Annotated in this window: 20 protein-coding genes; 15 read left to right on the forward strand and 5 right to left on the reverse strand. The window is 42.2% G+C overall.

Annotated features, from left to right (window positions below; all coding sequences use genetic code 11):
- Window positions 1–394 precede the first annotated feature (394 nt).
- The 8 genes from CAN34_RS09680 (at window position 395) to CAN34_RS09715 (ending at window position 8,178) form a co-directional block, all read left to right on the forward strand.
- Window positions 395–1,672 carry an FAD-dependent monooxygenase gene (locus tag CAN34_RS09680; protein ID WP_174668362.1) on the forward strand — a complete coding sequence of 426 codons (1,278 nt, stop codon included), beginning with the start codon at window positions 395–397 and terminating at the stop codon, window positions 1,670–1,672.
- A gap of 239 nt (window positions 1,673–1,911) precedes the next feature.
- Window positions 1,912–3,216, forward strand: coding sequence for an FAD-dependent monooxygenase (locus CAN34_RS09685; protein ID WP_089555477.1), 1,305 nt, complete (start codon window positions 1,912–1,914; stop codon window positions 3,214–3,216).
- A 30-nt stretch (window positions 3,217–3,246) separates the two neighbouring features.
- Window positions 3,247–3,903, forward strand: coding sequence for an OmpA family protein (locus CAN34_RS09690; RefSeq protein ID WP_089555478.1), 657 nt, complete (start codon window positions 3,247–3,249; stop codon window positions 3,901–3,903).
- A gap of 77 nt (window positions 3,904–3,980) precedes the next feature.
- Window positions 3,981–4,679, forward strand: coding sequence for an OmpA family protein (locus CAN34_RS09695; RefSeq protein ID WP_089555479.1), 699 nt, complete (start codon window positions 3,981–3,983; stop codon window positions 4,677–4,679).
- An 11-nt stretch (window positions 4,680–4,690) separates the two neighbouring features.
- Window positions 4,691–5,353: an OmpA family protein gene (locus CAN34_RS09700; RefSeq protein WP_089555480.1), complete on the forward strand. Its 663-nt coding sequence runs from the start codon at window positions 4,691–4,693 to the stop codon at window positions 5,351–5,353.
- A 72-nt stretch (window positions 5,354–5,425) separates the two neighbouring features.
- A complete protein-coding gene (locus tag CAN34_RS09705) occupies window positions 5,426–6,721 on the forward strand; it encodes a hypothetical protein (RefSeq protein WP_089555481.1) in 1,296 nt (431 codons plus the stop codon).
- A gap of 58 nt (window positions 6,722–6,779) precedes the next feature.
- Window positions 6,780–7,409, forward strand: a complete 630-nt coding sequence (locus tag CAN34_RS09710) for an OmpA family protein (protein ID WP_089555482.1) — start codon at window positions 6,780–6,782, stop codon at window positions 7,407–7,409.
- Between the two features lie 79 nt (window positions 7,410–7,488).
- Entirely contained in the window at window positions 7,489–8,178 is a 690-nt protein-coding gene (locus tag CAN34_RS09715) for an OmpA family protein (RefSeq protein ID WP_089555483.1), read from the forward strand.
- A gap of 54 nt (window positions 8,179–8,232) precedes the next feature.
- Here the strand turns inward: CAN34_RS09715 and CAN34_RS09720 are convergent, their stop codons facing one another.
- Window positions 8,233–9,144 carry a lysine exporter LysO family protein gene (locus tag CAN34_RS09720; RefSeq protein WP_089555484.1) on the reverse strand — a complete coding sequence of 304 codons (912 nt, stop codon included), beginning with the start codon at window positions 9,142–9,144 and terminating at the stop codon, window positions 8,233–8,235.
- Window positions 9,145–9,357: 213 nt separating this feature from the next.
- Here CAN34_RS09720 and CAN34_RS09725 point away from each other — a divergent pair, with 213 nt between their 5' ends.
- Genes CAN34_RS09725 through CAN34_RS09735 form a run of 3 tightly spaced genes read left to right on the forward strand, consistent with a single transcriptional unit; the run spans window position 9,358 to window position 14,214 of the window.
- Window positions 9,358–12,126 (forward strand): alpha/beta fold hydrolase, encoded by a 2,769-nt coding sequence (locus tag CAN34_RS09725; RefSeq protein ID WP_123891916.1) that lies wholly within the window; start codon window positions 9,358–9,360, stop codon window positions 12,124–12,126.
- A gap of 25 nt (window positions 12,127–12,151) precedes the next feature.
- Entirely contained in the window at window positions 12,152–13,363 is a 1,212-nt protein-coding gene (locus CAN34_RS09730) for a patatin-like phospholipase family protein (protein WP_089555486.1), read from the forward strand.
- Window positions 13,360–14,214 (forward strand): SDR family oxidoreductase, encoded by an 855-nt coding sequence (locus CAN34_RS09735; protein WP_089555487.1) that lies wholly within the window; start codon window positions 13,360–13,362, stop codon window positions 14,212–14,214. The genes CAN34_RS09730 and CAN34_RS09735 overlap by 4 nt, the downstream gene beginning before the upstream one ends.
- A gap of 173 nt (window positions 14,215–14,387) precedes the next feature.
- Here the strand turns inward: CAN34_RS09735 and CAN34_RS09740 are convergent, their stop codons facing one another.
- The 3 genes from CAN34_RS09740 to nadA form a co-directional block, all read right to left on the reverse strand.
- The gene (locus tag CAN34_RS09740; protein WP_089555488.1) at window positions 14,388–15,299 is read right to left on the reverse strand and encodes a phosphatidate cytidylyltransferase; all 912 of its coding nucleotides are present in this window, start codon (window positions 15,297–15,299) and stop codon (window positions 14,388–14,390) included.
- A gap of 77 nt (window positions 15,300–15,376) precedes the next feature.
- Window positions 15,377–17,254, reverse strand: coding sequence for an L-aspartate oxidase (nadB, locus tag CAN34_RS09745; protein WP_089555489.1), 1,878 nt, complete (start codon window positions 17,252–17,254; stop codon window positions 15,377–15,379).
- A 1-nt stretch (window position 17,255) separates the two neighbouring features.
- Entirely contained in the window at window positions 17,256–18,395 is a 1,140-nt protein-coding gene (nadA, locus tag CAN34_RS09750; protein ID WP_089555490.1) for a quinolinate synthase NadA, read from the reverse strand.
- Window positions 18,396–18,735: 340 nt separating this feature from the next.
- Here nadA and CAN34_RS09755 point away from each other — a divergent pair, with 340 nt between their 5' ends.
- The 4 genes from CAN34_RS09755 to CAN34_RS09770 all read left to right on the forward strand — a co-directional run bounded on the left by CAN34_RS09755 (window position 18,736) and on the right by CAN34_RS09770 (window position 23,651).
- The gene (locus CAN34_RS09755) at window positions 18,736–19,812 is read left to right on the forward strand and encodes a hypothetical protein (protein ID WP_089555491.1); all 1,077 of its coding nucleotides are present in this window, start codon (window positions 18,736–18,738) and stop codon (window positions 19,810–19,812) included.
- 321 nt (window positions 19,813–20,133) lie between these two features.
- On the forward strand, window positions 20,134–20,994 hold the full coding sequence (nadC, locus tag CAN34_RS09760; RefSeq protein WP_089555492.1) for a carboxylating nicotinate-nucleotide diphosphorylase: 861 nt from the start codon (window positions 20,134–20,136) through the stop codon (window positions 20,992–20,994).
- Window positions 20,995–21,267: 273 nt separating this feature from the next.
- Window positions 21,268–21,909: a MarC family protein gene (locus tag CAN34_RS09765; protein ID WP_089555493.1), complete on the forward strand. Its 642-nt coding sequence runs from the start codon at window positions 21,268–21,270 to the stop codon at window positions 21,907–21,909.
- Window positions 21,910–22,268: 359 nt separating this feature from the next.
- Window positions 22,269–23,651, forward strand: coding sequence for an NAD(P)-binding domain-containing protein (locus CAN34_RS09770; RefSeq protein WP_089555494.1), 1,383 nt, complete (start codon window positions 22,269–22,271; stop codon window positions 23,649–23,651).
- 240 nt (window positions 23,652–23,891) lie between these two features.
- On the opposite strand, the gene CAN34_RS09775 is transcribed toward CAN34_RS09770, so the two are convergent.
- On the reverse strand, window positions 23,892–24,436 hold a 545-nt coding region (locus tag CAN34_RS09775; protein ID WP_089555495.1), incomplete at its 5' end, for a LysE/ArgO family amino acid transporter.

Consider the following 24,436-nt stretch of genomic DNA (forward strand, 5'->3'; position numbering starts at 1 on the left):
TAGTGATAGTCAGCATAAAATAAATTGGATATATATACATTGCTCCATAGTAACGTACTACTGAGATAAGTTTTTCTAGCTTACTGTTCACAGGCATGACAAAGGCTGCAAGAAGTTTAGCTATCACAGGGTTTGGACACTCTGCATAGCCGTTATGGATACTGTCAAGACCACGGCATGATAGATAATTTGTGGTAATCTATTGGTGAGATAATAGGGTAGTAACAACTGGGCTGAAAACGATAAAAAAACGAGCAGTTTTCTAAAAGTGTAAAGTTTTTAAGTAGGTACTAACCACGTATAGAAGCGTGCTAAATGGGCGATTATAGGAATAATAATGATGCAAAATATTCAATCAAATTCATCAAACTCTAATAATACTAAGCAATCTACTATGAATGATAATGCTCAAAATAAGGCTGCAATGACTGAGCAGCAGGTACTGATCGCGGGTGGCGGTCATGTCGGTTTGTCCTTTGCTTTGCTATTGGCGCATCATGGTATCGCCAGTACTTTGCTTGAGAAGAACAGCTATCCGGCCATCAGTCCCAATGATGATAGTCAGCGCAGTCACTATTTAGACAGCCGCAATACCGCGCTGTCACGACGTACGGTACAGATTTATCAAGAGATTGGGCTGTGGAGTGAGCTGCAAAGTCATGCTTGCCGAATTGATGCGGTTCAAATCAGTGAACAAGGTAGCTTTGGACGCGCGCAACTGAATAAAGCGGATGAAAAAGTCGAGTCGTTTGGACAAGTAATGGAAAACGCTTGGCTTGGGCGTAAGTTGCTCCTTGCTGCCCAACAAGAACCACTGATTACGCTCATTGATAATGCCAATGTTATCGCTGTTGTCCAACAAAGCGACAGCGTGATGTTAAGCTTTAGCTACTATGGTGAAGAAGAACACGAGCAGCAATTGCAAGGCAGCGTCTTAGTAGCTTGTGACGGTCGTGATTCTACTGTGCGTCAGCTGCTAGGTATCACTACTACCAACTATGATTATGGGCAAACCGCCATTGTTGGCGTGGTAGAAACGGACAAACCTCATGAGCATGTTGCTATTGAGCGTTTTAGCCCTGCAGGACCACTTGCGGTGTTGCCATTGACTGATCCAGAAGGCGATGGCAATGATGACTATCAAGCAGGTTATAGACGTTCAGTCGTTTGGGTCTGTCCGAATGGGGAAGAAACGCAATACTTAGAAGACGATGCCCATTTCTTAGCGACTCTGCAGCAAGCTTTTGGTCAACGCGCTGGCACGTTTAAGGCCGCCGGTCGCCGTGGTGCCTATCCATTAACGCGAGTGCTGGCAGACAAGCAAGTCGAAGGTCGCTGCGTCATCATGGGTAATGCCGCGCATACCTTACATCCAGTCGCTGGTCAAGGCTTTAACCTCTGTATGCGCGATGCTCATTTATTGGCGCAAATGATGAGTGCCCAAGTGTTAAAAGGCGCAGATATTGGTGATCCAACCCTACTAAAACGTTATGAAAAAGCCCGTCAAACTGATCAAAAACGCGTTATCCGCTTCTGTGATGCCGTGGTACATGGATTTACGCATCCAAATCCAGCAGTGAAGCTGGCACGTAATGTAGCTCTAGTTGCTTTTGATAAATTACCGAATATTAAGCCGTTAATTGCAAATTATGCGATGGGTTTAAAATCTTAGTATTTATAATCCTTTAAAAATAAAATCCAAAATTCTAACTGCTGATATTTATACGTACCAGCGCACAGCATAAATAACGATATAATCGATTTAATTGAAAAATGATAAAGTGCTAATGAGATGAATTTTTCGCAGCCTCTGTCACGCCTGCGAACAGCAAGCAAGAAAAATTTATACCATTAGCACGGTAGTATGAATGACTCTTTTTCATTTAGAATTGACTATATAAAGGAGGCTTTATGAAAAATAACCATACGCTGATTATCGGTGGCGGTATCGTCGGTGCGACGCTTGCTCTCAAACTGGCGCAAGACAATAAACCCGTGACGCTCATTGATGCACGCCCAAAGCGTGATGAACCAGACTGGCAGCAAGTACTGAGTCAACGTGATGCGCGTGTCTATGCGCTTAGCCTTGCCAGTATTGAATTATTAAAAGAGGTTGGTGCTTGGCAAAAAATAGCAGCATCAGAGCGTAAAGCTGATTACTCGCAAATGCAGGTTTGGCAACTAAACGGTATGGGAGAGTTACTGTTTGGCGATAGTGGTGACTCTAATAGCAGTACTAATGGTAATAGAAATATTGTTAATAATAGCAGCAACTCTGAGCCAAAAATGCTTGGTAGTATGGTTGAGCCAGCGGTTATCGAATACGCCTTATGGCAGCGTTTATCAGCTCCCGATGTCAGCCAATATCTAACGGTCATTGACGGGCACAAAGTTGTCGATATGGATTGGCTAGGCGCACAGCAGGGCTACCGTGTGACGTTGGATAACGATACCGTGATTGACGCAAATTTATTGGTTGGTGCTGACGGTCGTGGTTCATTCGTGCGCAAGCAAGCAGGTATTGAGCTGGATGTTCTTGATTATAATCAAACGGCGATTTGCTGTGCGATTCAAACTGAAAAGCCGCATCTAGCAACTGCTCGTCAAGCCATGCTACCGACTGGCACGTTGGCACTGTTGCCTTTAGCGGATATCACTGATGAAGACAAAGCCAATCCACAGCATTGGCAGTCTATTGTATGGACATTGCCACGTAATCAAGCATTAGCGTTGATAGAAGAACACCCGCGCTACATCGCTGATAAACTCGCTGCTGCCAGTCATTATGAGCTTGGTGCTATCCACAAAATTGAATCAATCGCTAGTTTTCCGTTAGCAGCACAGCAAGCAAAGACCTATGTTGCAGATAATTTAGTATTAATCGGTGATGCCGCGCATGGTGTCCATCCACTCGCTGGGCAAGGACTCAATCTAGGCATGCTCGATGTGAAAGCATTAAGCAAACAATTGGCTCATGATTATAACCGTAGTGGCGGTACGCTTTGGGGTGTCAATCAAACCTTGCGTAGTTACGAGCGTCTGCGCCGTCCGCATAATAGTCTGATGATGCACAGTTTTTCAGCGCTTAATTGGCTGTTTGCAGGCTCACTGGCTCAGATACGTCCGATTCAACAAATCCGTAATGAAGGCATGTATCGCGTGAGCAAAATTAAACCGTTGATGCGGTTGTTTGCAAAGCAGGCGAGTGGGGTTTAAGAATAGCTTTAACTTACGAAAGAGTAAAATATGAACGTTAAATTATGGACAATAGCGCCAATCATGATAGGTGTTTTAGCTCTAACAGGTTGTCAAACCGCCGATTTTTCTAAGCAAATAAGTCAAACTATCAACATGCCAACGGTTGTAGTTAATTTGGATAGTGACGGTGATGGAGTGCCTGATGATTTAGATCAATGTCCGAATACGCCAAAGAACGTGGTGGTAGAGCAGAGAGGTTGCCCTATTACTATGGGCCCTGATATGAGTTTAAAAATGGAATACCGCGCCTTTTTTACTAAAGGTAGTAGTGAGCTTTCACCAAAGTATCAGGTTGAACTGGATAAAGTTGGTGAAATAATGAATACGCATAATACTGCTACTATGCGTATTGAAGGCGGTATCTCAGAAAATGAAATCGATGATGGTGATTCGATAGCTAAGTCAAATACATTGGCTAAAAACAGGGCGCTAATGGTCAAAAACTATCTTTTATTAAAACACGGCATAGAGCCTAGTCGTTTAACGACTTTAAATTGTGAGGCTAGAGCACCCATCGCACCTAATGATACTGAAGAGGGTAGGACTGTTAATCGCCGTGTTTATGGGGTAGTTACAAAACCTGAAGAACAAGAAGGCAATGACTATCCTAGCAATTTAAAAGCAGGCATCTGCGTTGAATTTTAAATAGAGTTTTTTTATAAATAGCTATCATCTCAACATACATAAAAAGTCGTTTTTGAAGGTATTAAGAGAGAGTAATAATGAGAATTAAAACTCATAGCACTTTATTGCTACTAGCGGCATCTATAACGTTAGCTGGCTGCCAATCCACACCTAAAAACACCATAATAGATAAAAAAGTATATGTTCCACCCAAAGTCTTGATAGAGCCACTTGCAGATACAGACAATGATGGCGTTCCTGACATTATAGATAATTGTCCGAACACTCCTGAAGATGTGGTAACGGATGAGTATGGCTGTCCAGTAGCGGTGAGTTTAATAGGTAATTTTATGATGGAACTACGAGTTTTCTTTGAGCGCAATAGTAATAAGTTGCAAACGAAGTACTTGATAGAAGTGGAGAAAGTAGCGGAAAAAATGCATAGCGATCCTGAGCTAGTAGCAGTGCTGTCTGGTCACATCTCGGAGCCTGAAGCTGCGCAAATAGCAGTAGATATGGATGGGAAAATGAATCAAGTAGAAGCTGATAAACGTCAGTTAGGACGTGAGCGGGCACAAATAATAAAGAGTGCTTTGGTTAAGAGAAATATAGCTCGTGATAAAATCTATACGTTTGATTGCGCTGATAATATGCCGATTGCGTCTAACGATACTGAGGAAGGCATGTCAATGAACCAACGTATTTATGGTAAAGCGTTAAAGGCAGATGATTTTTATACGGGCAGTGATCATGAGCAATCACTCACTTACTATAAAGAATTCTGTCAGCAATTTTGAAGGTATCAGTTATGAATATGCTATTAAGAAGTATGCTTGTCATTTCAATCAGCGCTTTAACATTATCCGCCTGTCAAACCGCCGACTTGTCTAAGCAAACAAGTCAAACTACCAACATGCCAACGGTTGTGGTTAATTTGGATAGGGACGGAGATGGCGTACCTGATGCTATAGATATGTGCCCAGGCACGCCAATGAACATAGTAACAGATGAAAGGGGTTGTCCTTTTACGGGTATGGGGATAGGTCTAAAAATGGAATATCGTGCCTTTTTTGCAAAGGGTAGTAGTGAGCTATCACCCGAGTATCAGCTTGCGCTTGATAAAGTAGCAGCAAAGCTACAAGAGTACTATACGGCAACTATGCGTATTGAGGGACACGCTTCAACAGATGAAATAGGTGAAACATCAGTTTCTAGTTCACAATTGAATTCTCTATCAAGAAATAGGGCGCTTATCGTCAAAAACTATCTGATAATGCAGTATCAAATTGATCCTAATCGTTTAAGTACCTTTAGTTTTGGTGCTGAACAGCCTATTGCATCTTCTGATACTGAAGAAGGTAAGTCTATGAACCGCCGAGTTTATGGGTTAGCTATTGCAAATTTTGATAGCGAAGAGGAGATGTCCATGAACCGCCGAGGTTATGGTATAACTACGGAGCTTGAAGATTAATTATTAATTATTAATTATTTAATATTCAATCAGCAGATTTTAGTTTAAAACAACTATCTAAAGGCAAATCACATGCTCATCCCTAAATACTGGGCGCAATATAAACAGCGCTTTGAATTGCGCGAGACGCCTAATAAACCCTCCAAGCAAGCAACTATTAAGCGTTACGGTTGGTCAGATGTCAGTCAAAGCGAAGCGTTAAGTCATGCCAAAGCACGAGTGTATGAGGCACATAAGTGCTGGCTGGCAGGTGAGGATATCTTACGCCGCGAACGCAGGGAAGAATATAACGCAAGCAATGGCATTCCTATCCGTGAACAGATTATTTCCGAGCATTCTTTTCCGAATAGCGATTTCCTTATTAGTAAGACTTCTAATAATAGCCTATCAAAAAAATCCTCTAATACTCATCTAATCGTCACGCGTAACAGCTATGGGGCACAAGTCGCCAACGTTGATAACATCGCAATTATTGATGTCGATGCGATTGATCTTTTTGCTCAATTATATCCAGAGGATTATGCTAATTTTGGAATGGAGTGGTTTTGGGAAGACGCCCTAAGCAGTAAAGTGTTCGACTCTGATAGCTCAGACTATTATCTAAAATTGTGGACTAGTACAGATCCCAAACGGTCTTCTATGAAACCTCAGGTTATAGGTTTTATTATAGCTTCTATCGTTATTGCTAGTGTCATAACTTGGCTAGGGTTGTCATGGATTTGGTTAATCGCTTTTATGGTCGTTATAATGTCTTATCTTTGGCAGCAGGCTAGCAAAAAAGAAAAAGCTATTAAGCAAGAGAATAAGCAAAAAATGATAACTATGGTTGAGTCGATTAATCCCTATATGACTGATTTACTGAATAAGCGTGTCGCTAGTCATACCAATGAGCAGTTTCGACTGTATAAAACGCCCGCAGGTTTTCGTATTATCGCCACTCACGATACTATTTCACCAAATGATAGCATCGTCGCAGAATGGTTTGCGACCTTTCATGCCGATGCTAATTATGCGCGGTTGTGTCAATCACAGCAGTGCTTTCGAGCGCGGCTCACCGCCAAGCCGTGGCGTATGAATGAGGTCGAAGATAACAGTTTGGCTAAAAACATCCCTGCTAAAGACTTTTGGTTCGCTGAAGGTAATGGCAGTGATGATAAGGATGGACACAACCCCCAGGCGCTTGCAGCACGTCAGCAATGGATTGCCGACTATGATAACTATGCTAAAAATTATCGAGCGTGCCATTATGTCGAGAGTATTGTTGGGAAAGAGGTTGCCAATAACAGCAAACCACAAGCCAGCATTGAAGATTTTGTCCGCTGGCATGACAGTGCGTGTCAGGTGAATAAAGAGCTGGCGATAGCTTGAACCACATTTTACTTTATAAATAAAAACTAGCTTCTGTCCATTTCAAGGAAGAGTCACTATGAAACTCTATAGTGCTTTATTATTAACAGCAGCTATAACGCTAGCTGGCTGCCAGACTACCGAAATTGTACCGCCAAAAAGTATAGCTGAAGTGAATTACGTAGATATACCCACATTGCTTATCAGTTTGGACTCAGATGGTGATGGCGTTCCTGATGATTTAGATCAATGTCCAGGCACTCCAGAAAATGTGGTGATAGATGGCAGAGGCTGTCCTTTCACCACTATTGGAACTGGTTTACAAATGGAATACCGCGCCTTTTTTGCTAAAGGTAGCAGTGAACTAACATCTAAATATCAGGTTGAACTGGATAAAGTAGCGGCAAGAATGAAAGAATATGATACCGCTATTTTTAAGATTGAAGCGCATATTTCAGAGGATGAAATTAATAAAGAGTTAAGCTCATTACCTAAAAATAGAGCACTGATAATCAAAAACTATCTTTTATTAAAGCATGGTATAGAATCTAATCGATTAATGACTTTAAATTGTGACGCTAAAGCGCCCATCGCACCTAATGATACTGAGGAGGGACGGTCTTTTAATCGCCGGGTCTATGGTTTATTAACTGAGCCTGATAATGACTATCCTAGCAATTTAAAAGCCGGCATCTGCGTTGAGTTTTAAATAGAATATTTATCGATGGATAGTTGGTAGCTCGATGTAAAGGTAGAATCGTTTCTGACGGTATGAAGAGAGAATAATAATGAATATTAAAAATCATCGCACTTTATTACTACTAGCAGCATCTATAACGCTAGCCGGCTGTCAAACTACCGAAATTGTACCGCCCAAAACCACACCTCAATATGAAAATATCAGGACGATGCAAGCAGAAATTGATTCAGATGGCGATGGTGTGCTTGATGATATAGACGAGTGTCCTGAAACGCCACCTAACGTAGTGGTTGATGCTAAAGGCTGTCCAATAGAGGTTGATGTGGGCGGACTTGAAATGGAATTCAATGGATTTTTTCCGCCAATGAGCAGTCAATTACCTGATATCTATGATGCAGTATTTGTGAAAGTAGCAGAAAGTCTTAATGATTACCCAAAAGCCAATGTTTTTATTTTTGGTCATGTAGCAACAAATGAAATCAATAAAGGCTCTTTAGCGCGTAATCGGGCGCTTATGGTCAAGAACACTTTAGTATTTCAACATAATATCGATGCTAAGCGTATCCGTACTTATGAGTGTTCAAATAAGATTCTAGTTACAGATACAGCGTTTATAGATCCAAGTTTTGAAAAGCTTAATCTTAAAAATATTGAGGCAAAACAACGCCGCGCAACGTTGAAGGCGAGCAGTTCAGTGAAAGATTTATCGAATCTAAAATACGCAGGTGATATAGAGAGTTATGGTGAATATGCCAAGCACTGTGAACTGTTTGAGTAATGATATCAGTGGCGTAAGTGAGGGTTAGCTATTATCACCTATCAGAATTTATATTTACCCCAACGCAGAAAATACAATCATCAGCACTGGTGCGACAATATTAATAATAAAGCCAAAGCTAATCGCCAATGGCACAACCTTTAGACCACCTGATTGTTGGATAATTGGCAAAGTAAAATCCAAGCTGGTCGCACCGCCAAGCCCGACGGAAGCAGACGGATATTTACGCATAAACACAGGGATAAATATCAACGCAAAAAACTCACGTATTAGGTCATTAAATAACGCCACACTGCCCCAAATTGCGCCATAAGCATCGGTCATCACAATCGCAGATAGTGAATACCAACCAAACCCTGAGGCCAGTGCCAAACCTTTTGTCCACGAAACTTCATTAAACATCATGGCAAAAATAAGCCCGCTAACCAGCACGGCTAGGGTAAAGATAATACTCATCTCAACGCCGCGTCTATTAAGCAGCACTTCTTTTAAAGTAATGCCCGAGCCTTTTAGTCCAATACCAACCAGCAAGATTAATATCATTAGCATCACCGTCATAGTGTTTTCAGGTGGCATATAATCGGCTGGTAAAAAATACCCAATCACCATACCAATGACCACACAGATGACCTGCGCGAGGCTACCACGAATACTAACGCGATGTTCTTTAGATTTGACGCTAGGTTTTTTGGCATGCCACGGGCGTAGACGGTCAAATAGCATAAGAGAAAATAAGCCAGACCCAATCGTCAATATCGATAATATCGTGACATACAGCGCAATTTCGCCTATCTGGCTGCCAAGCCCTTCCACTTGTGATAGCTCAATACCAATCAAGCCTAAGATGATAAATACCAGATATGACAGGCCTTTATCGGCAATCTTAGTCATAGTGGGGTGGGATGGAATGGCAAAACCAATAAACATTGGCATTAATACCAAGACGAGGGTAACTAGGCTTTGCATGGTGATAGGCTCGCAGTATTTTTAACAAGGCGTTTTCAAGAAGGCATTTCTAAGAAGCGGGAGATTGTAACATATCAGGCTATAAATACTGATATGAGCTACTAAGATTCATTATAAATTATGCAAAGTGATTGCTTGATAGATATGAATTTAAACTTTACCTAACAAAGTTTTGTTGCTACATTGAAGTAATGAATATATTTGGCAGGCGCTATGTCGTTATATCAACTCAAGACTCAATTTCAAGATCAGCTGCGCCCAATAAGTAACACGTTGGTCGAGCAAAATATCACTGCCAATCAAGTGACCGTTTCAGCTGTATTATTGAGTATTGGTACGGCCTATGTGATTGCTAAGCCAGCAACTGAAAAGCAGGCATTATGGCTGCTACTACCTTCCTCGTTGTTTATACGTATGGCGCTCAATGCCATCGATGGCATGATGGCGCGTGAGCATGGGCAGACGTCAAAACTTGGGGCGATACTTAATGAGGCTGGAGATATTATTGCGGACACGGCATTATTAGCCAGTCTTATACCTCATGTTACTAATAGCCAATCACAAGTTTCAGCAACTGATCTATCAGCTAATAACTTATCGGTTAATAATTCATCTGCCAATAATCTACTTGCTAATCAGCGCCATATTATTAACTTCATTGTGCTGAGTATGAGTACTGAACTATTAGCCATAGCCAGTGATGTATTTCTGAACATTCGGGCAAACCAAGGACCGTTAGGTAAAAGTGATCGGGCTTTTATGCTTGGTGTGTTGGGTGCTTTTATAGGTAGTAAAGTCCCGTTATCGTTATCTCCTATAAGAATAGGACAGTTATGCTTACTCACCGAGGCGCTATTAATAAAAACCTGTCTTAATCGTTTACGCTATATGGCAAGTTTATATTTGATGCGTCAGCCGCCTGTGCTTAGATCAGATTTGAATGTATTATCAAGTGCTAAATCAAGTCTTCAATCAAATATATTTGATACAAAATCTGACTATCTTACTTCTCCTAATTTTTTGCATCATTCTTCTGTTAAAGCTTCCTTACTGGAGTCCAAAATAATGCCATCTATGTCTAAAACTACTATAAATGCACCAGATGCTGTAAAGGAAACCGCTGGCGACATGGATTTTTCTAAACAACCCACTATCAATGGTGAAAGCTGCTATAACGCTTATGATGGTACGGCAATTTACTATCGCTATTGGCTAACAATGCCTTTAGAGGAGTTAGAAAAGACAGAGCAGCGACCTACACAACAAAAACGACAAGTCATTTTATTACATCGTGGTCATGAACATTCGGGACGCTTAGCAGAGCTGGGGCAACAGTTTGCTATGGCAGGCTATCAAGTATTCGCTTGGGATGCGCGTGGTAATGGGCGTTCGGGCGGTATCAAAGACCATGCTGAGAGCGTGACTCAGCTTGAGCGCGATTTAAACGACTTTGTGCAAATGGTTATTGGACAGACGGGTATTGCGATTGACGATACTTTAATCGTAGCCAGTAGTATTGGTGCGGTATTAGCAGCAGCATGGGTACATGATTATGCGCCCAATATTCGCGGGATGATACTCGGCACACCTGCGCTGCGCATTCGCTTGTATATGCCGTTTGCAATACCGTCGTTAAAGGTAGCACGTACGCTAGGTTTGATGTCACGCGTCAGTAGCTACGTCAAAGCGCAAGTGTTGACCCACGATAAGGAAGCTCAGCAAGCCTATAATGCTGACCCATTGATATCAAACAGTATCTCAACTGACTTACTCATCGATACCCATGCGACCGGACAGCGTTTGCTCGATGATGCGGGCGCTATTACTGTACCGACGTTTGTATTGTGTGCGGGTAAAGATTATGTGGTTGATAAGCAGGCTGAGCGTGACTTTTATGAAGCAATCAATACCCCTGTGAAACGCTGGCAGCTGTATCCAGACAGCTATCATGCTATCTTTCATGAGACCAATAAGGCAGATGTCTTTGCCGACTGTATTGATTTCGCTGAGCAAGTATTTAGTACGGAGGTAAAAGCGCCTGATTTGCGTACAGCGCATCTTAATAGTGCCAGTAAAGACAAGGTTGATCGTTTAGCGATTAAGCCTTTTAATCCAGGTTTTGCGCTGACGCGTTTTGCGATGCAAAAATTCGGTCATGTCAGTGACGCTATTGCCACAGGACTGGAGCATGGTTTCGATTCTGGTCATTCGCTTGACCATGTCTATTACAATCAGCCTAGCGGTCAGAATAAATTTGGGCAGGCGGTCGATAAGTTTTATCTGAATAATATTGGTTGGCAAGGGATTCGTATCCGCCGTGAGCATATACTAGAGCTGGCACGTGAAGCGTTGGCAGATATTAAGCTTGCCAATCAAAACCAAGTTAATCAAAACAGCCCTGATGAGCCATACCAACCAAAACTGCTGGATATCGCTAGTGGTCATGGCTTTTACGCGTTTGATTTATTGACAGAGTTTGAAAAATTACATGCTGAGCTACGTGATTATGAGGGTCATAATATACAAGCGTTACAGGGCAAAGCGGAGCAGTTAGAGATTTCCAGTAGAGTAATCACTTGTCAGAAAGATGCGTTTGACCCTGCCAGTTATTCTAATGTGCAGAAGGGAAGTGTCGGTTCTGATGATAAAAAATTCGATATCGCTATTGCCTCTGGTGTTTTTGAGTTGTTTTCTGACAATATGCTCCCTGCGACGGCATTGACAGGTATTTATGATAGCTTAAAAGCTGATGGTTATTTAATTTACACCAATCAGCCGTGGCACCCTGAGCAGGAGTTTATCAGTAAAACCTTAAATAATCATCGCGGTAGTAGTTGGGTGATGCGCTGTCGCTCACAAGCTGAAATGGATCAATTGGTTGAGTGCGCGGGCTTTAAAAAAGTCGCAATGCGTATCGATAAATTCGGTATTTTTACCGTGTCATTAGCGATTAAAACCGCACCAGCCAGTTATGAATCATAAGTGATAAGTAATAGATGAATAATCAATGAGTAATAACAGCATAAAGCCTTATCAGCGTGTGCAGCTTTTTTCAGGAGGTGGCTCACGTTTTGGCTATTATTTAGGGAGCTATGAGGCGTTAGTGGCTCACGATTTGACGCCGGATATTATCATTGGCACCTGCGGTGGTAGCTTATCAGCCTATCTAGTACAGCTCGCTTCTGACCCCAAAGACTTGCAGCAATTGATGTGTAGCCGTGAGTTGTATTATACCATTGCTGCAATCAGGCATGTGGCGCCAGATGAAGCCAGTAGACGTCTAAAAATACGCTATATGACTCATGCACTCAAACGTTGGCGCTTATCAAGACAGCTATCTAAAAGGCAAGCACAGCAACAAGCCGATAGTTACGAGCAGTTATTGGATGAATTGCAGCAATTAGCTATGTTTCGAATTGATGATGAGAGTCAATGGCTTGATAAGCTATCTGGTTTTGATGCTAGTAAAAATGACCCTGATAAAACCGATGGCGAAACCAATAAAAATACCCCAGAGATAGCTATCATTGCCAGCCGCCTTTATCAAAATCCTGCTAGCCACATTTCGCCTAACCATCCATTAAATCTGCAATTAAAGCTCCAAGAGCTGTTGTTTGCACCGCCGCGTTTGACGGCTTCTTTATCAGAACTCACTGACAAAAAAATGATATCACCTGCGCACGTATTTGCTGAGGAACGCATACATCAGCCTGTTAAAGTTCTGAGCCAGTGGGATTTTTCTGCAGCGATTCGCGCTTCGATGGCAGATATGTATTATTTACCACCAACGCATATTGAAAAGCTTGGCTGGTGTTTGGGTGGCGTGATTAACCTAACTCCTATCGAGCTGGCTTGTCAATTGGCAGAGACAGTATTTGCAGAGACTAAGGCAGGTTATGATTCATGGCTCGCTGCTCCCGCTATCCAGCGCGTTTTTGGTTTTGACCCTAATCAGCGTTTGGCACAGGTACATGGCTTTTTACCAAATACTGAGTCATATCAAGATAATTTTGAACATAGTAGTCAACTGCATTGGTTACCATTTGCTGATAACGGCGAGCAATTAGCCGGTCAGCACGTGCAAAAGCGCTTTAATTTGAAGCAAATGACAATAGAGCTGATGCACAGTGATTATGATGGTTTTGTGCAGCAAATGCAGGCGCAATGGCAGTATGGCTATCAGCGTACGGCTGACTACATAAAGCAGCAAGGTCTATGACTAAAAACACAATACATTTTGAATGTGATAATAGCCAAAACTCCAATTATCAAAATATAGCACCGCACATTATTATTGTTGGCGGCACTAGTGGTCTTGGCTTGGCATTGGCACTCCATCATCAGCAGCTTGGCTGGCAAGTGAGTGTTGTCGGTCACAGAGTAGCGAAGATAAGCCATATTAACAGTCAGTATCCTAATATCGTGACTTATAATTGCGATTTAACGGATAGTGTTCAAACACAAAAACTATTAGATAGTCTGACAGGTATTTGCTTTCAAAGGCTGATTTATAGTGCCGGTGGTTATACTAACGAGCGTGTGCATCAGCTAAATCAAGCAGACAGCGATAAAATGCTGGCGATAAACTTACAAGCATTTGAGCAGGTTTTTAGGTGGGCAAGTGAGCAGTTAAAGCATCAAAGCAGTCTTCAAAATCAGTCATTCAGTTTTGCTAAAAGTGGTAAACTAAGCCTCATCTGTATTGCTTCTATCGCAGGCATCATGGATTACCCTTATGCCAGTCTTTATGCCAAAAGCAAACGCGCGATGATTGCGGCTGCCAGCGCTTATCGACTTGCGCTTGCGCCTTATCATATCCAAGTGAATTGTATTGCCTCAGGCTATATTGATACCCAAGCGTTGCGTGATTTGAATGATGGCGATGCCAGCCATAAGCCATTTATTATGAGTACGCAAACGGCAGTTGAGCATATTATGCAAGCGATTGACAATGATATTGAACTGGCGATATTTCCACGTTCCATGCGCTACATTACTCGTGCGCTAACTTATTTACCCAAGCCTTTACTGAATTGGATATTACGTAGCAAGTTGGATAAAAAGAAATAGTTTTTTGCTATCAATATACAGGAAGGCAAAATAAAAAAGATACAGCGAGGCTGGGATAAATTTTTTGTAGCCTCTGTCGACGCAGGCACAGCAAGCAAGAAAAATTTGTACCAGTCACGCAGCATAGTGTCGTATATCCATTTTATTAAGTATCGACTATAGCTTTGTTAAATTTAACCAAGTAGCCAATAAAATAGAGTAAATAACGGCACGCCAATCAGTAAACTGTCTATTCTATCCAATACGCCACCGTGCCCAGCAAGCAATGTCCCCGTATCTTTTACCCCATGCTGGCGTTTAAAAGCGGATTCTAATAAATCCCCAGCGATACCGCTTACTGCCAAACCATAAGCGGCAAGCAAACATACCCACCAACTAAAGGGCGTTAGCCAAATACCGAGTAACGACGCCAATAGAGCCGCGAAAATGCTGCCAAAAATAGCACCTTCAATGCTTTTGTTCGGGCTAATATTCGGCGCCAGACCGCGCTTAAATAATTTGCCTCCCAGTAATCGCCCACATAAATACTGCGCAATATCGTTAAACTGGCTGGCAAATAACACGAATAGTAAAACGCCATATTGCTCACGCTGCCAGGTTAATTGTTGTAGCGCAACAAGGCTAATAATTAATAAAATAAAGATAAAACTAAAGAACAGGTCTAATAAGTTTAGACGAGCATAGGAATTGGTTGACTGTAAATTTTTCTCATCAGTTATAGATGTTGATTGCAAGCCGCGCGCTTGCAGTTTGCGAATAAACCGTGATTTGCTGTCTATACACCATAAACGTTTGATCTCATAGCTGCCGCGCAGACCGATTAATATAAAAAACGTAATGAGTAGCCATTGATAAGGGTAAGATGGCGATTGCGGCTGAAGTTGAACGTATTGAGAGTATTGAGTATTATTGGTTATTTTAGCAATCATATAGCAGACGCAGAGCGCGGCTAACATCAGCCACCAAGAGCGGGCAATCAGATAAATGGTTGGCAGGCGCTTACGAAAATGCGGTATCGCCAGTATACCCCACGTCAAACTGACTACCATCATAAGACCAATAACAAATAGCGTATCAGTAGCCATATATTCAACACTTTGAAAAGATAGAAACGGTAATGAACCGCGTTTGAAATGGCTAGAACAATAGTTGAAAGTCGTTATTAGATATTAGCAACTGCTTGTGCTGCTCTAGCCTCTGTGTGCTTGATTATAGGCTGAACCAAACAAGTAATGCTATCTTCTTGCCCATTTGTTAGTGGCTCAATGATGCTGGTCTTAGGCGATACCGCTAAATTTGGATAATCCTTGCGATAATGCCCACCGCGACTTTCAAGGCGTTGATAAGCAGACTGAACGATTAAAGTCGCTAATTGTAGTTGCCGCGCTAACTGAAAGTTGGCTAACTGATTCGAGCTCGTAGAACTGTTCTTATTATTTATATCGGGTTGTTTGGCTTTATAGCTGGTTATCTGTTGTTGCCATTGCTCAATTTTTATCAGTGCTTGTTCTAACTGCTCAGCACTGCGACTGATACCCATATTATTGGTCATTAATACTTTGAGCTGGGTGGTTATTTCAATAAGCTCATTATCAGTGTTCGACTCATTCTTTAGTGGGTTATTCTTACAAGCAGAAAATAAAAGCAGAGTAGCGGCAGATAATGTAACGGGCTGGATTTCTTTCAGTATGGGCGGTGTCCATATATCAGTAGCTGGCTTCTCTACATTCTTATCATAGGAAGTTGTCACTAAACTTTCCATTGCTGTTAAATAGCGAGGTAATTCAGCGGCGATATTACGCCCAATCACAACGCACTCTAACAATGAATTACTTGCCAAGCGATTGGCACCATGCAAACCAGTGTAAGCAACTTCACCAGCGGCATAAAGCCCTGCCACATCGGTTACACCATTGGCATCAGTAACCACGCCACCGCAACTATAGTGAGCGGTCGGGGCAACAGGGATAGGCTCCCTAGTCATATCAATACCGAGGCTGAATAATGTTTGATAAATTTGTGGAAAATGTTGCTGTAAAAATTCTGCAGGCAAGCGACTGACATCAAGATTTACGTAGCCAAGTCCATTATTATTAATCTGCTCAGCAATTGCGCGAGCAACGATATCTCGCGGTGCAAGTTCAGCACGCGTATCAACATCTAGCATAAAGCGTTTGCCAGTTTTTGGACAATATAGTCTACCGCCTTCACCGCGCAAGGCTTCAGATATCAAAAAACTACTATCGCCTAGTGCTAGACCGGTTGGATGAAACTGGATAAATTCTAAATTTGCTAAGCGGCAACCTGCTTGCCATGCCATCATAACGCCATCACCGACACAAACATTGGGCGCGCTGGCTCGCTTAAACAACTGTCCTAAACCGCCACTGGCTAGTACGACGGCGCGACTATGAAAGGTGATTTGACGTTGGTTGTTATGATCAAATACTTGAGCACCTTGGCATTGGTTGTTATTATTGCCTTTCAAAAGGCTTAAAGCTTCATGATAGGGCAATATAGTGATGTTAGACGTGGCTTGCGCTTTTATAGTCAAAGCTTCCATCACGTGCCGACCGGTTGCATCATCCGCATGGGCAACACGTCTACAGCCATGACCGCCTTCTTTGGTTAAATGTAAATCGTCAGTTTTTAGGTCGGCTGAAGATTTTGCATTATTCTCTTGCGGAATCTGAGTAAAAGGTACGCCTTGTTCGCATAGCCATTGGACCGCTTGTTGTCCAGCGCTTAGAATATTTGCCGTATTATCCGCTGCACATAATCCTGCGCCAGCGATCAGCGTATCGGCGATATGATCGGCAACTGAGTCGTTTTTATCCAAGCTTGCGGCGATACCACCTTGTGCAAAATGGCTTGAGCAGACCTCAAGCGCTGATTTACTTAATACGGTAATGCTTAGCGATGCTGGCAAGGCAAGGGCAGTACTTAAACCAGCAAGCCCAGCACCAATAATAAGCACGTCTGTTTGTTGGATATCATCAGCAGTATTAATTGTCATATCAGCTTTGAGTGCCTTACTCATATTAGGCAGCCCCGACATTTGCAAATAGCGCACGGTCTTTAACGATATCACCGCTCGCCGCCACTCGTTGCTTTTGCGATTCAGCAAAATCAAGCATACGTTGTAATGGTTTTCTAGCTGCCGCTGCCAGCTCATGCGTCATGGTTACTTCGCCAGTATTATTGGTCAAACACTGTTCAATACCTTGTAAGCCATTCATCGCCATCCATGGACAAAAAGCACAGCTCTTACAGCTGGCACTTTCACCCGCAGTAGGTGCGGCCAAAAAGCGTTTGGTTGGCGAGCGCTTTTGCATCTCGTGTAAGATACCCAAATCGGTGGCGACAATAAAGGTATCGGCTTCCATCTCATAGGTTGATTGCAACAGCTTACTGGTTGAGCCGACCACGTCGGCAAGTGCAACGACACTGTCAGGGGATTCTGGATGTACCAAGACTTTCGCTGTTGGATATTCAGCTTTTAATTGTTCAAGCTCAGTGGCTTTAAATTCGTTATGTACCATGCATGAGCCTTGCCAAAGCAGCATATCTGCGCCAGTCTCACGTGCAATGTATTTACCTAAATGCCGATCAGGACCCCAGATGATAGGCTCGCCTTGGGCATGCAAATGACGCACGATATCGATACCGACTGAGGAGGTAACTACCCAATCAGCACGTGCTTTCACCGCAGCGCTAGTATTGGCATAAACCACCACGGTACGCTCAGGATGCGCATCGCAAAAGGCAGAAAACTCATCAGCAGGGCAACCCAAATCAAGCGAGCACTCAGCTTCCAAATCTGGCATCAGAACGGTTTTTTCCATACTCAGGATTTTTGCGGATTCACCCATAAAACGCACACCAGCGACTACTAACGTCTGTGCACTATGCGCTTGCCCAAAGCGTGCCATCTCTAACGAATCACCTACGCAGCCACCTGTTGCTAATGCCAAGTCTTGAATAAAAGGATCGACATAATAATGCGCGACCAGCACGGCGTTATTCTCCTTTAATAATTGCTTGATATTTTCTTCGACTTTGAGTCGCTCACTACGCGGTAAATCAGCTGGCATCTTAGCTTTGGCATATTCGATATTCATGTGAGTTGCAATGCGATTATCATTGCTCATAATGGGTGCGTCATACGGATAAGTTTTCATAATGGCAAACCTTTAATGCAATAACGACAAGTCATATGCCGCTAGAAATAAGACAATTAAATACAGCTAGAAATAGACTGTTTTTATTATGCTCATTTTGAGCATAAATACAAGGTTTTTTTATTATTGGTTTTAAAAACGATACTAATTTATCTTAAAAAAGAAACATGGCTATACACAATCTCCCTCATTTGTTTTCATATTTATCTTTTTCAAACTCTTATATTTATGACGGCAGGCTATGATAGTTTTAGATTCACGTTATACTAAGCCGTACTACAAATATCAGGTTTTGTAGCTTTCACACGCATTTTAAAAATAAAGGATAACCCCCAAAGCCATGACGTTGTCTTATTCACACGCGCATCAGCAAGGTAGCGGCACGACCGAAGTTGTCGCAGTGCTTGTCGCCATTACGGAGCACACGGCACGCGTTTTAACCGTTGATCAAGGCAAGCTATTGCCTAATGGACCACTGATGCCATTGCATCGCTCACTGCAAGCGGGTGTACGTCAATGGGTTGAGGAGCAAACGCAGCAGCCGCTCGGTTATTTGGAACAGCTCTATACCTTTGTCGATACCAATAGACGCAATGTCGACGGTCATGCGCTTGTCTATGTCAGTTATCTAGGGTTGGTGCAAGAAACGCAAACACAGCAGCTGCAAAGCCAAGCGTTATGGCGCGATTGGTACGATTATTTCCCGTGGGAAAATCATTTAGATGGTATGCCAAGTATGATTATGGATCATATTGTGCCTGCGTTATTGTACTGGGCAGACAATGCAAAAGAGTCGGTCGTCCGGCAGCGCCGTCGTCAGCGTATTGGTCTATGTTGGGGCGTCAGTGAAGCATTTTTAGTTGGCGATATATTGACAGATAATCCTAACGATGATCGGTTAAATGACGATAAAGCGTCTGAGAGTAGAGAATGGGTCGCGGAGCATGTGCTATTACGCTATGAAATGCTTTATGAAGCGGGTCTTATTGCAGAAGCACCGACTTATCCGCCAAGCTATCTATTAAGTTCACCGTCCAACGCCCAATCAAATAATACATTTAAATTACCTGATAACTGGTCACAGCTCATAGGTACGCCTATGTACTATGACCATCGCCGCGTGATTGCCACAGCTATCTCAAGACTACGCGCAAAAATTGAATATCGACCACTTATTTTTGGTCTAATGCCAGATGTATTTACCTTATCGCAATTACAGCAAAGTGTTGAAGCGCTATCAGGAATGCGACTACATAAGCAAAATTTTCGTCGCCTGCTGGATTCGCAAAATCTTGTGATGGAAACAGGGCAGAGTAGTAGCGCTCAGCGTGGTCGCCCTGCCAAACTCTATCGCTTTCGCCATGATATTGAGCTGCAAAGCTTACTGATGGACAGTAAACTGCCTAAACGTAAATAGCTACGCAATCTCTTTGATATCGTCGATTCAATTTAAAAACCATACAGTGCTAGTGCTATGAGTTTTTTGTAGCCTCTGTTACGCAGGCAGCAGCAAGCAAGAAAAATTGATAGCACTAGCACGTTGCTATGAATGACTCTTTTTTATTAAACCTAATTATAGTTAAGCCCTATAAAGCTTATTAAATCCATAAATTTATGGACTTTTCTTGCGAGCCTATAAACTTTGCGTTATATTTATGCTCATTTTGAGTTTAAATAACCAAGATTTATCATAATATACGCATATATTAGTTAAAGACACGCAAAATAAGGGTTAAAAATGACAGCTAAACAAGAGCCAGCATTGGCTGAAGTATTACTGAAACACTTGGTTGAGGCCGCATTAACCGAAGATTTAGGTAGACGCGGCGATGTCACGTCACAAGCAACCATTCCAGCCGATATGCAAGCGCAATTACAGATTAAAGCACGACAAGCAGGCGTGATATGCGGCATGGATTTAGCGCGCTTATCTTTTGCCTTGATTGATACGCAGATAGAATTTATTGCTCAAGTCAATGACGGTGACACGGTTGATGCTGGCGCGGTGTTGGCGATTGTCCGTGGTAATGCGCGAAATTTGCTGACCGCCGAGCGTACGGCACTTAACTTTATGACCCATCTGAGTGGCATTGCGACAGATACTAAAAAGATAGTCGATAGCGTGGCAGAATATCCTGCCCAAATTACCTGTACGCGTAAAACCATTCCGGGCTTGCGTATCGTACAAAAATACGCCGTACGCTGCGGCGGCGGACGCAATCATCGCTTAGGGTTAGATGACGCGATTTTAATCAAAGACAATCATATTGCCATTGCTGGTGACATCAAAACAGCTATTGAGCAAGCGCAAAACTTTGCTGGTCATCTGATCCCGATTGAAGTTGAAGTGGATACATTAGAGCAGCTAGAGCAAGCACTTGATGCTGGCGTGAGTTTGGTACTTTTGGATAATATGTCGCCTGAGATATTGTCGAAGGCAGTCGTGATGTGTAAAGGTCGTGCTAAAACCGAAGCATCAGGCGGTATCACCCCTGAAACGGTACAAGCGGTAGCAAAAACAGGCGTTGATTTTATTGCAATGGGTTATTTAACCCATAGCACCACTGCACTAGATATTGGACTTGATTTTAGCGCCTAAAGTTGATTCTTGTTTTCATAGTTCAAGCTCTATGATTTAAGTTTTATGGTTAAATAACGGTTAAGCAGTAAATTGAAACGATAGATTGGTATTGAGTTTATATTGATTTGGTTAGGCGCGAGAACCTATGAAAAGTTTTGACAAACTAATGATTTAATTAGCTTATCTGCCTATGATACAATGCCGTTGCTAACCGCCTATTAGGTCATCGCTGCACTCGCGCGATGGCCTTATCTTTTTGCCCGATTTGACCAATAGACAAGCGAGCACTCAGTGAATACTGAAATTATCAAAATAATCTTAGCCTTTATGGTACTGATTAATCCCTTTGGCGCATTGACGTTATTTTTGGATTCGACGCGCGGTTACTCGATGAACAATCGACGTAAAGTCGCGCGCGTTGCTTGTCTAACGATTTTTATTACCATCAGTTTTTTCACGCTAGCAGGTGAGACGTTACTAAAAGTCTTGGGTATCTCGATTGGCTCATTTCAGTTAGCAGGTGGCATATTGGTGTTTTTGATTGCCCTTAATATGATGAATGGTGATGGCAATCCGGTTAAACCTGATCAAGAAAACTTCGATGTCGATCATCTGCAAGGTGCGCCACCAACAATGGCAGCAGCGGTAGTGCCTATTGCTATTCCAATGATGATTGGACCTGGTGGTATTTCAACCGTTATTATTTATTCGTCACAAGTCTCTGGTATTTTGCAGGTCTCTGCGATATTGATTGCTGGATTGTTTATCAGTTTATTTTGTTATTTGGCATTGATGGCGGCAGGTCGTATCAGTCGTTTATTGGGTGATACGGGGCTGAATATTATGAGCCGAATCATGGGTATGCTACTGGCGGCAGTTTCTATTGAAATTATCGTTAACGGGCTACGTACTTTATTTCCTGACTTAATGTAATTATTTTACTTTTCTCATCCCTTATTTGTCTTTCATTTCTCGTATTCAGCTATTTTTCTTTATATTAAATCACTTCTTCTTATACGTTATTTTCATTGTTTAGGCTGTGTAGAAAAATACAGTCTAAATAATGAAAATTCAACACGCCTTAAAAAACACCTCAAAAACCATCAATCAAGATAAGCCAATAATCGTTAAACATCATTAAATTAGAACGAGATGAAAGGCTGCTTAACGCCCGTGTTTTAGCGCTTAGTCATGGCATTAATAATTTCGATTAATCACCAAAAGTCTGCTTCTAAACGTCATTCATGAAAATATGTTATGATAGTGTTACGACAATATTACAGGAGTTCGTTTTGAGTAAGAAAAGAATAGCGATTTTAGGTGCAGGTCCAAGTGGTTTGGCACAGTTACGTGCTTTTGAAGCGGCTCGATTGGCCGGGGTAAAGGATTTACCTGAAATAATTTGCTACGAAAAGCAAAATGCCATTGGTGGCATGTGGAATTACAGTTGGCGTACCGGTTTAGATAGAAACGGTGAACCCGTTCATGGCAGTATGTACCGTTATTTATGGTCAAATGGACCTAAAGAATGTTTAGAGTTTGCTGATTATTCGTTTGATGAGCACTTTGGCGAAGCCATTCCATCATATCCGCCTCGTGAGGTTTTAAAAGACTACATCATGGGTCGCATCGATAAACAAGACATCCAAAAATACATCCGCTTTGAGTGCCCAGTGCGTTGGGTATCATTTGATGATGACACGCAAAAATTTACCGTCACGGTCATGAACCATAAAACGGATGAGCAAGAAGTTGAAGAGTTTGATTATGTTGTGGTGGCGACTGGTCATTTCTCAACGCCAAATATGCCATACTTTCAAGGCTTAGAAGAATTCCCAGGTCGTATCCTGCACGCTCATGACTTCCGTGATGCGCTAGAATTTAAAGGTGAGGACATTCTGCTTATCGGTAGTAGCTATTCTGCCGAAGATATCGGTACGCAATGTTATAAATATGGCACTAAATCAGTCACTATTAGTTATCGCTCACAAGCGCTCGGCTATGAATGGCCAGAAGGTATTAAAGAAGTTCCGATAGTGACGCACTTTGAAGACGATGTGGCGCATTTTGCCGACGGTACTAGCCAAAAATTTGACGCCATTATTATGTGTACGGGCTATTTGTTCCACTTCCCATTTATGCCTGATGAACTGCGTTTGCAGACGCATAACTGCTTATACCCCGCCAACCTGTACAAAGGTATCTTTTGGCAGCCTAATCCAAAGTTGATTTACTTAGGTATGCAAGATCAGTATTTCACCTTTAATATGTTTGATGCCCAAGCTTGGTATGCACGCGATGTCATCATGGGCGATATCGAATTGCCTGACGTAGTAACCCGTGAAACAGATGAGCAACAATGGTTAGCAACTTATGCTAAGTGCGTCACCGTCAGTGATTCGATTGATTTTCAAGCAAGCTATATCCGTGATTTAACCAATGCCACTGATTACCCAGAGTTTGCGGTTGAAAAGCAAGGCGAAATCTTAAAGGAATGGCAAAAGGATAAAGCCGAAGATATCATGACCTTTAGAGAAAAGGCTTATCGTTCTACGTTGACTGGTACGCTATCACCTGAGTTGCCAGAGCCTTGGTTAGATATTCTGGATGATTCGTTAGAGCACTTTTTGAACTTAACCTTTGTTAAGCCTAAAAAACGTAAAAAGGCGTCATAGCTTATACAATCTGTTAATAATAAAAGAGATACGTTAATAGCAACGTGCTACTGATACTAATTTTTCTTGCTTGTTGTTCGCAAGCGTGACAGAGGCTGCAAAAAATCAGTATCAGTAGCACGGCATCGTTTTTAAGTAGGATTGACTTAAGCATAAATAATTTTAGAAACCAAATACATTTAATAGATGTGTTTGGTTTTTTAATATCTACGCTTATCATTAATTTCCGTTTGAAAAATTTTAACTTTGGTATAAATGCCAAGCCAAATACAACATCAGTATGCCTACCAAAGCATCAAGGATATTCCATGCTTTTGGTTTGGCAAATAAAGGTTTGAGTAACCTTGCACCGTAACCCAGTGCAAAAAAGAAAAAGAACGAGGCACTGACTGCACCCATCGCAAATGTAAGCTTACTACTGGCACCGGTTGAAACCATGCCGACGAGTACCAATGTATCTAAATAGACATGTGGATTTAGCCACGTAAAACCAAAGCATAATAACAGCGCTTTTTTTAAGCTAGTCACGACTTGTCCATCGACGGTAAGCGCATGTGATAAGCGCACGCTGGCATATAAGCTCTGCAATCCATAGCCTAATAAAAATATGACGCCAGCAAACTTTGCGATATTGACGACTTGCGGATAGCGCGCCGTTACTGCGCCGAAACCACCAACGCCAGCCGATATTAAAAGCGCATCACTCACGGCACAAAACAGACAAACAAAAAATATGTGCTCGCGTTTTAGCCCTTGTTTGAGGACAAATGCGTTTTGTGAACCAA

The organism is Psychrobacter sp. DAB_AL32B (assembly GCF_002224105.1).
Taxonomy (GTDB): domain Bacteria; phylum Pseudomonadota; class Gammaproteobacteria; order Pseudomonadales; family Moraxellaceae; genus Psychrobacter.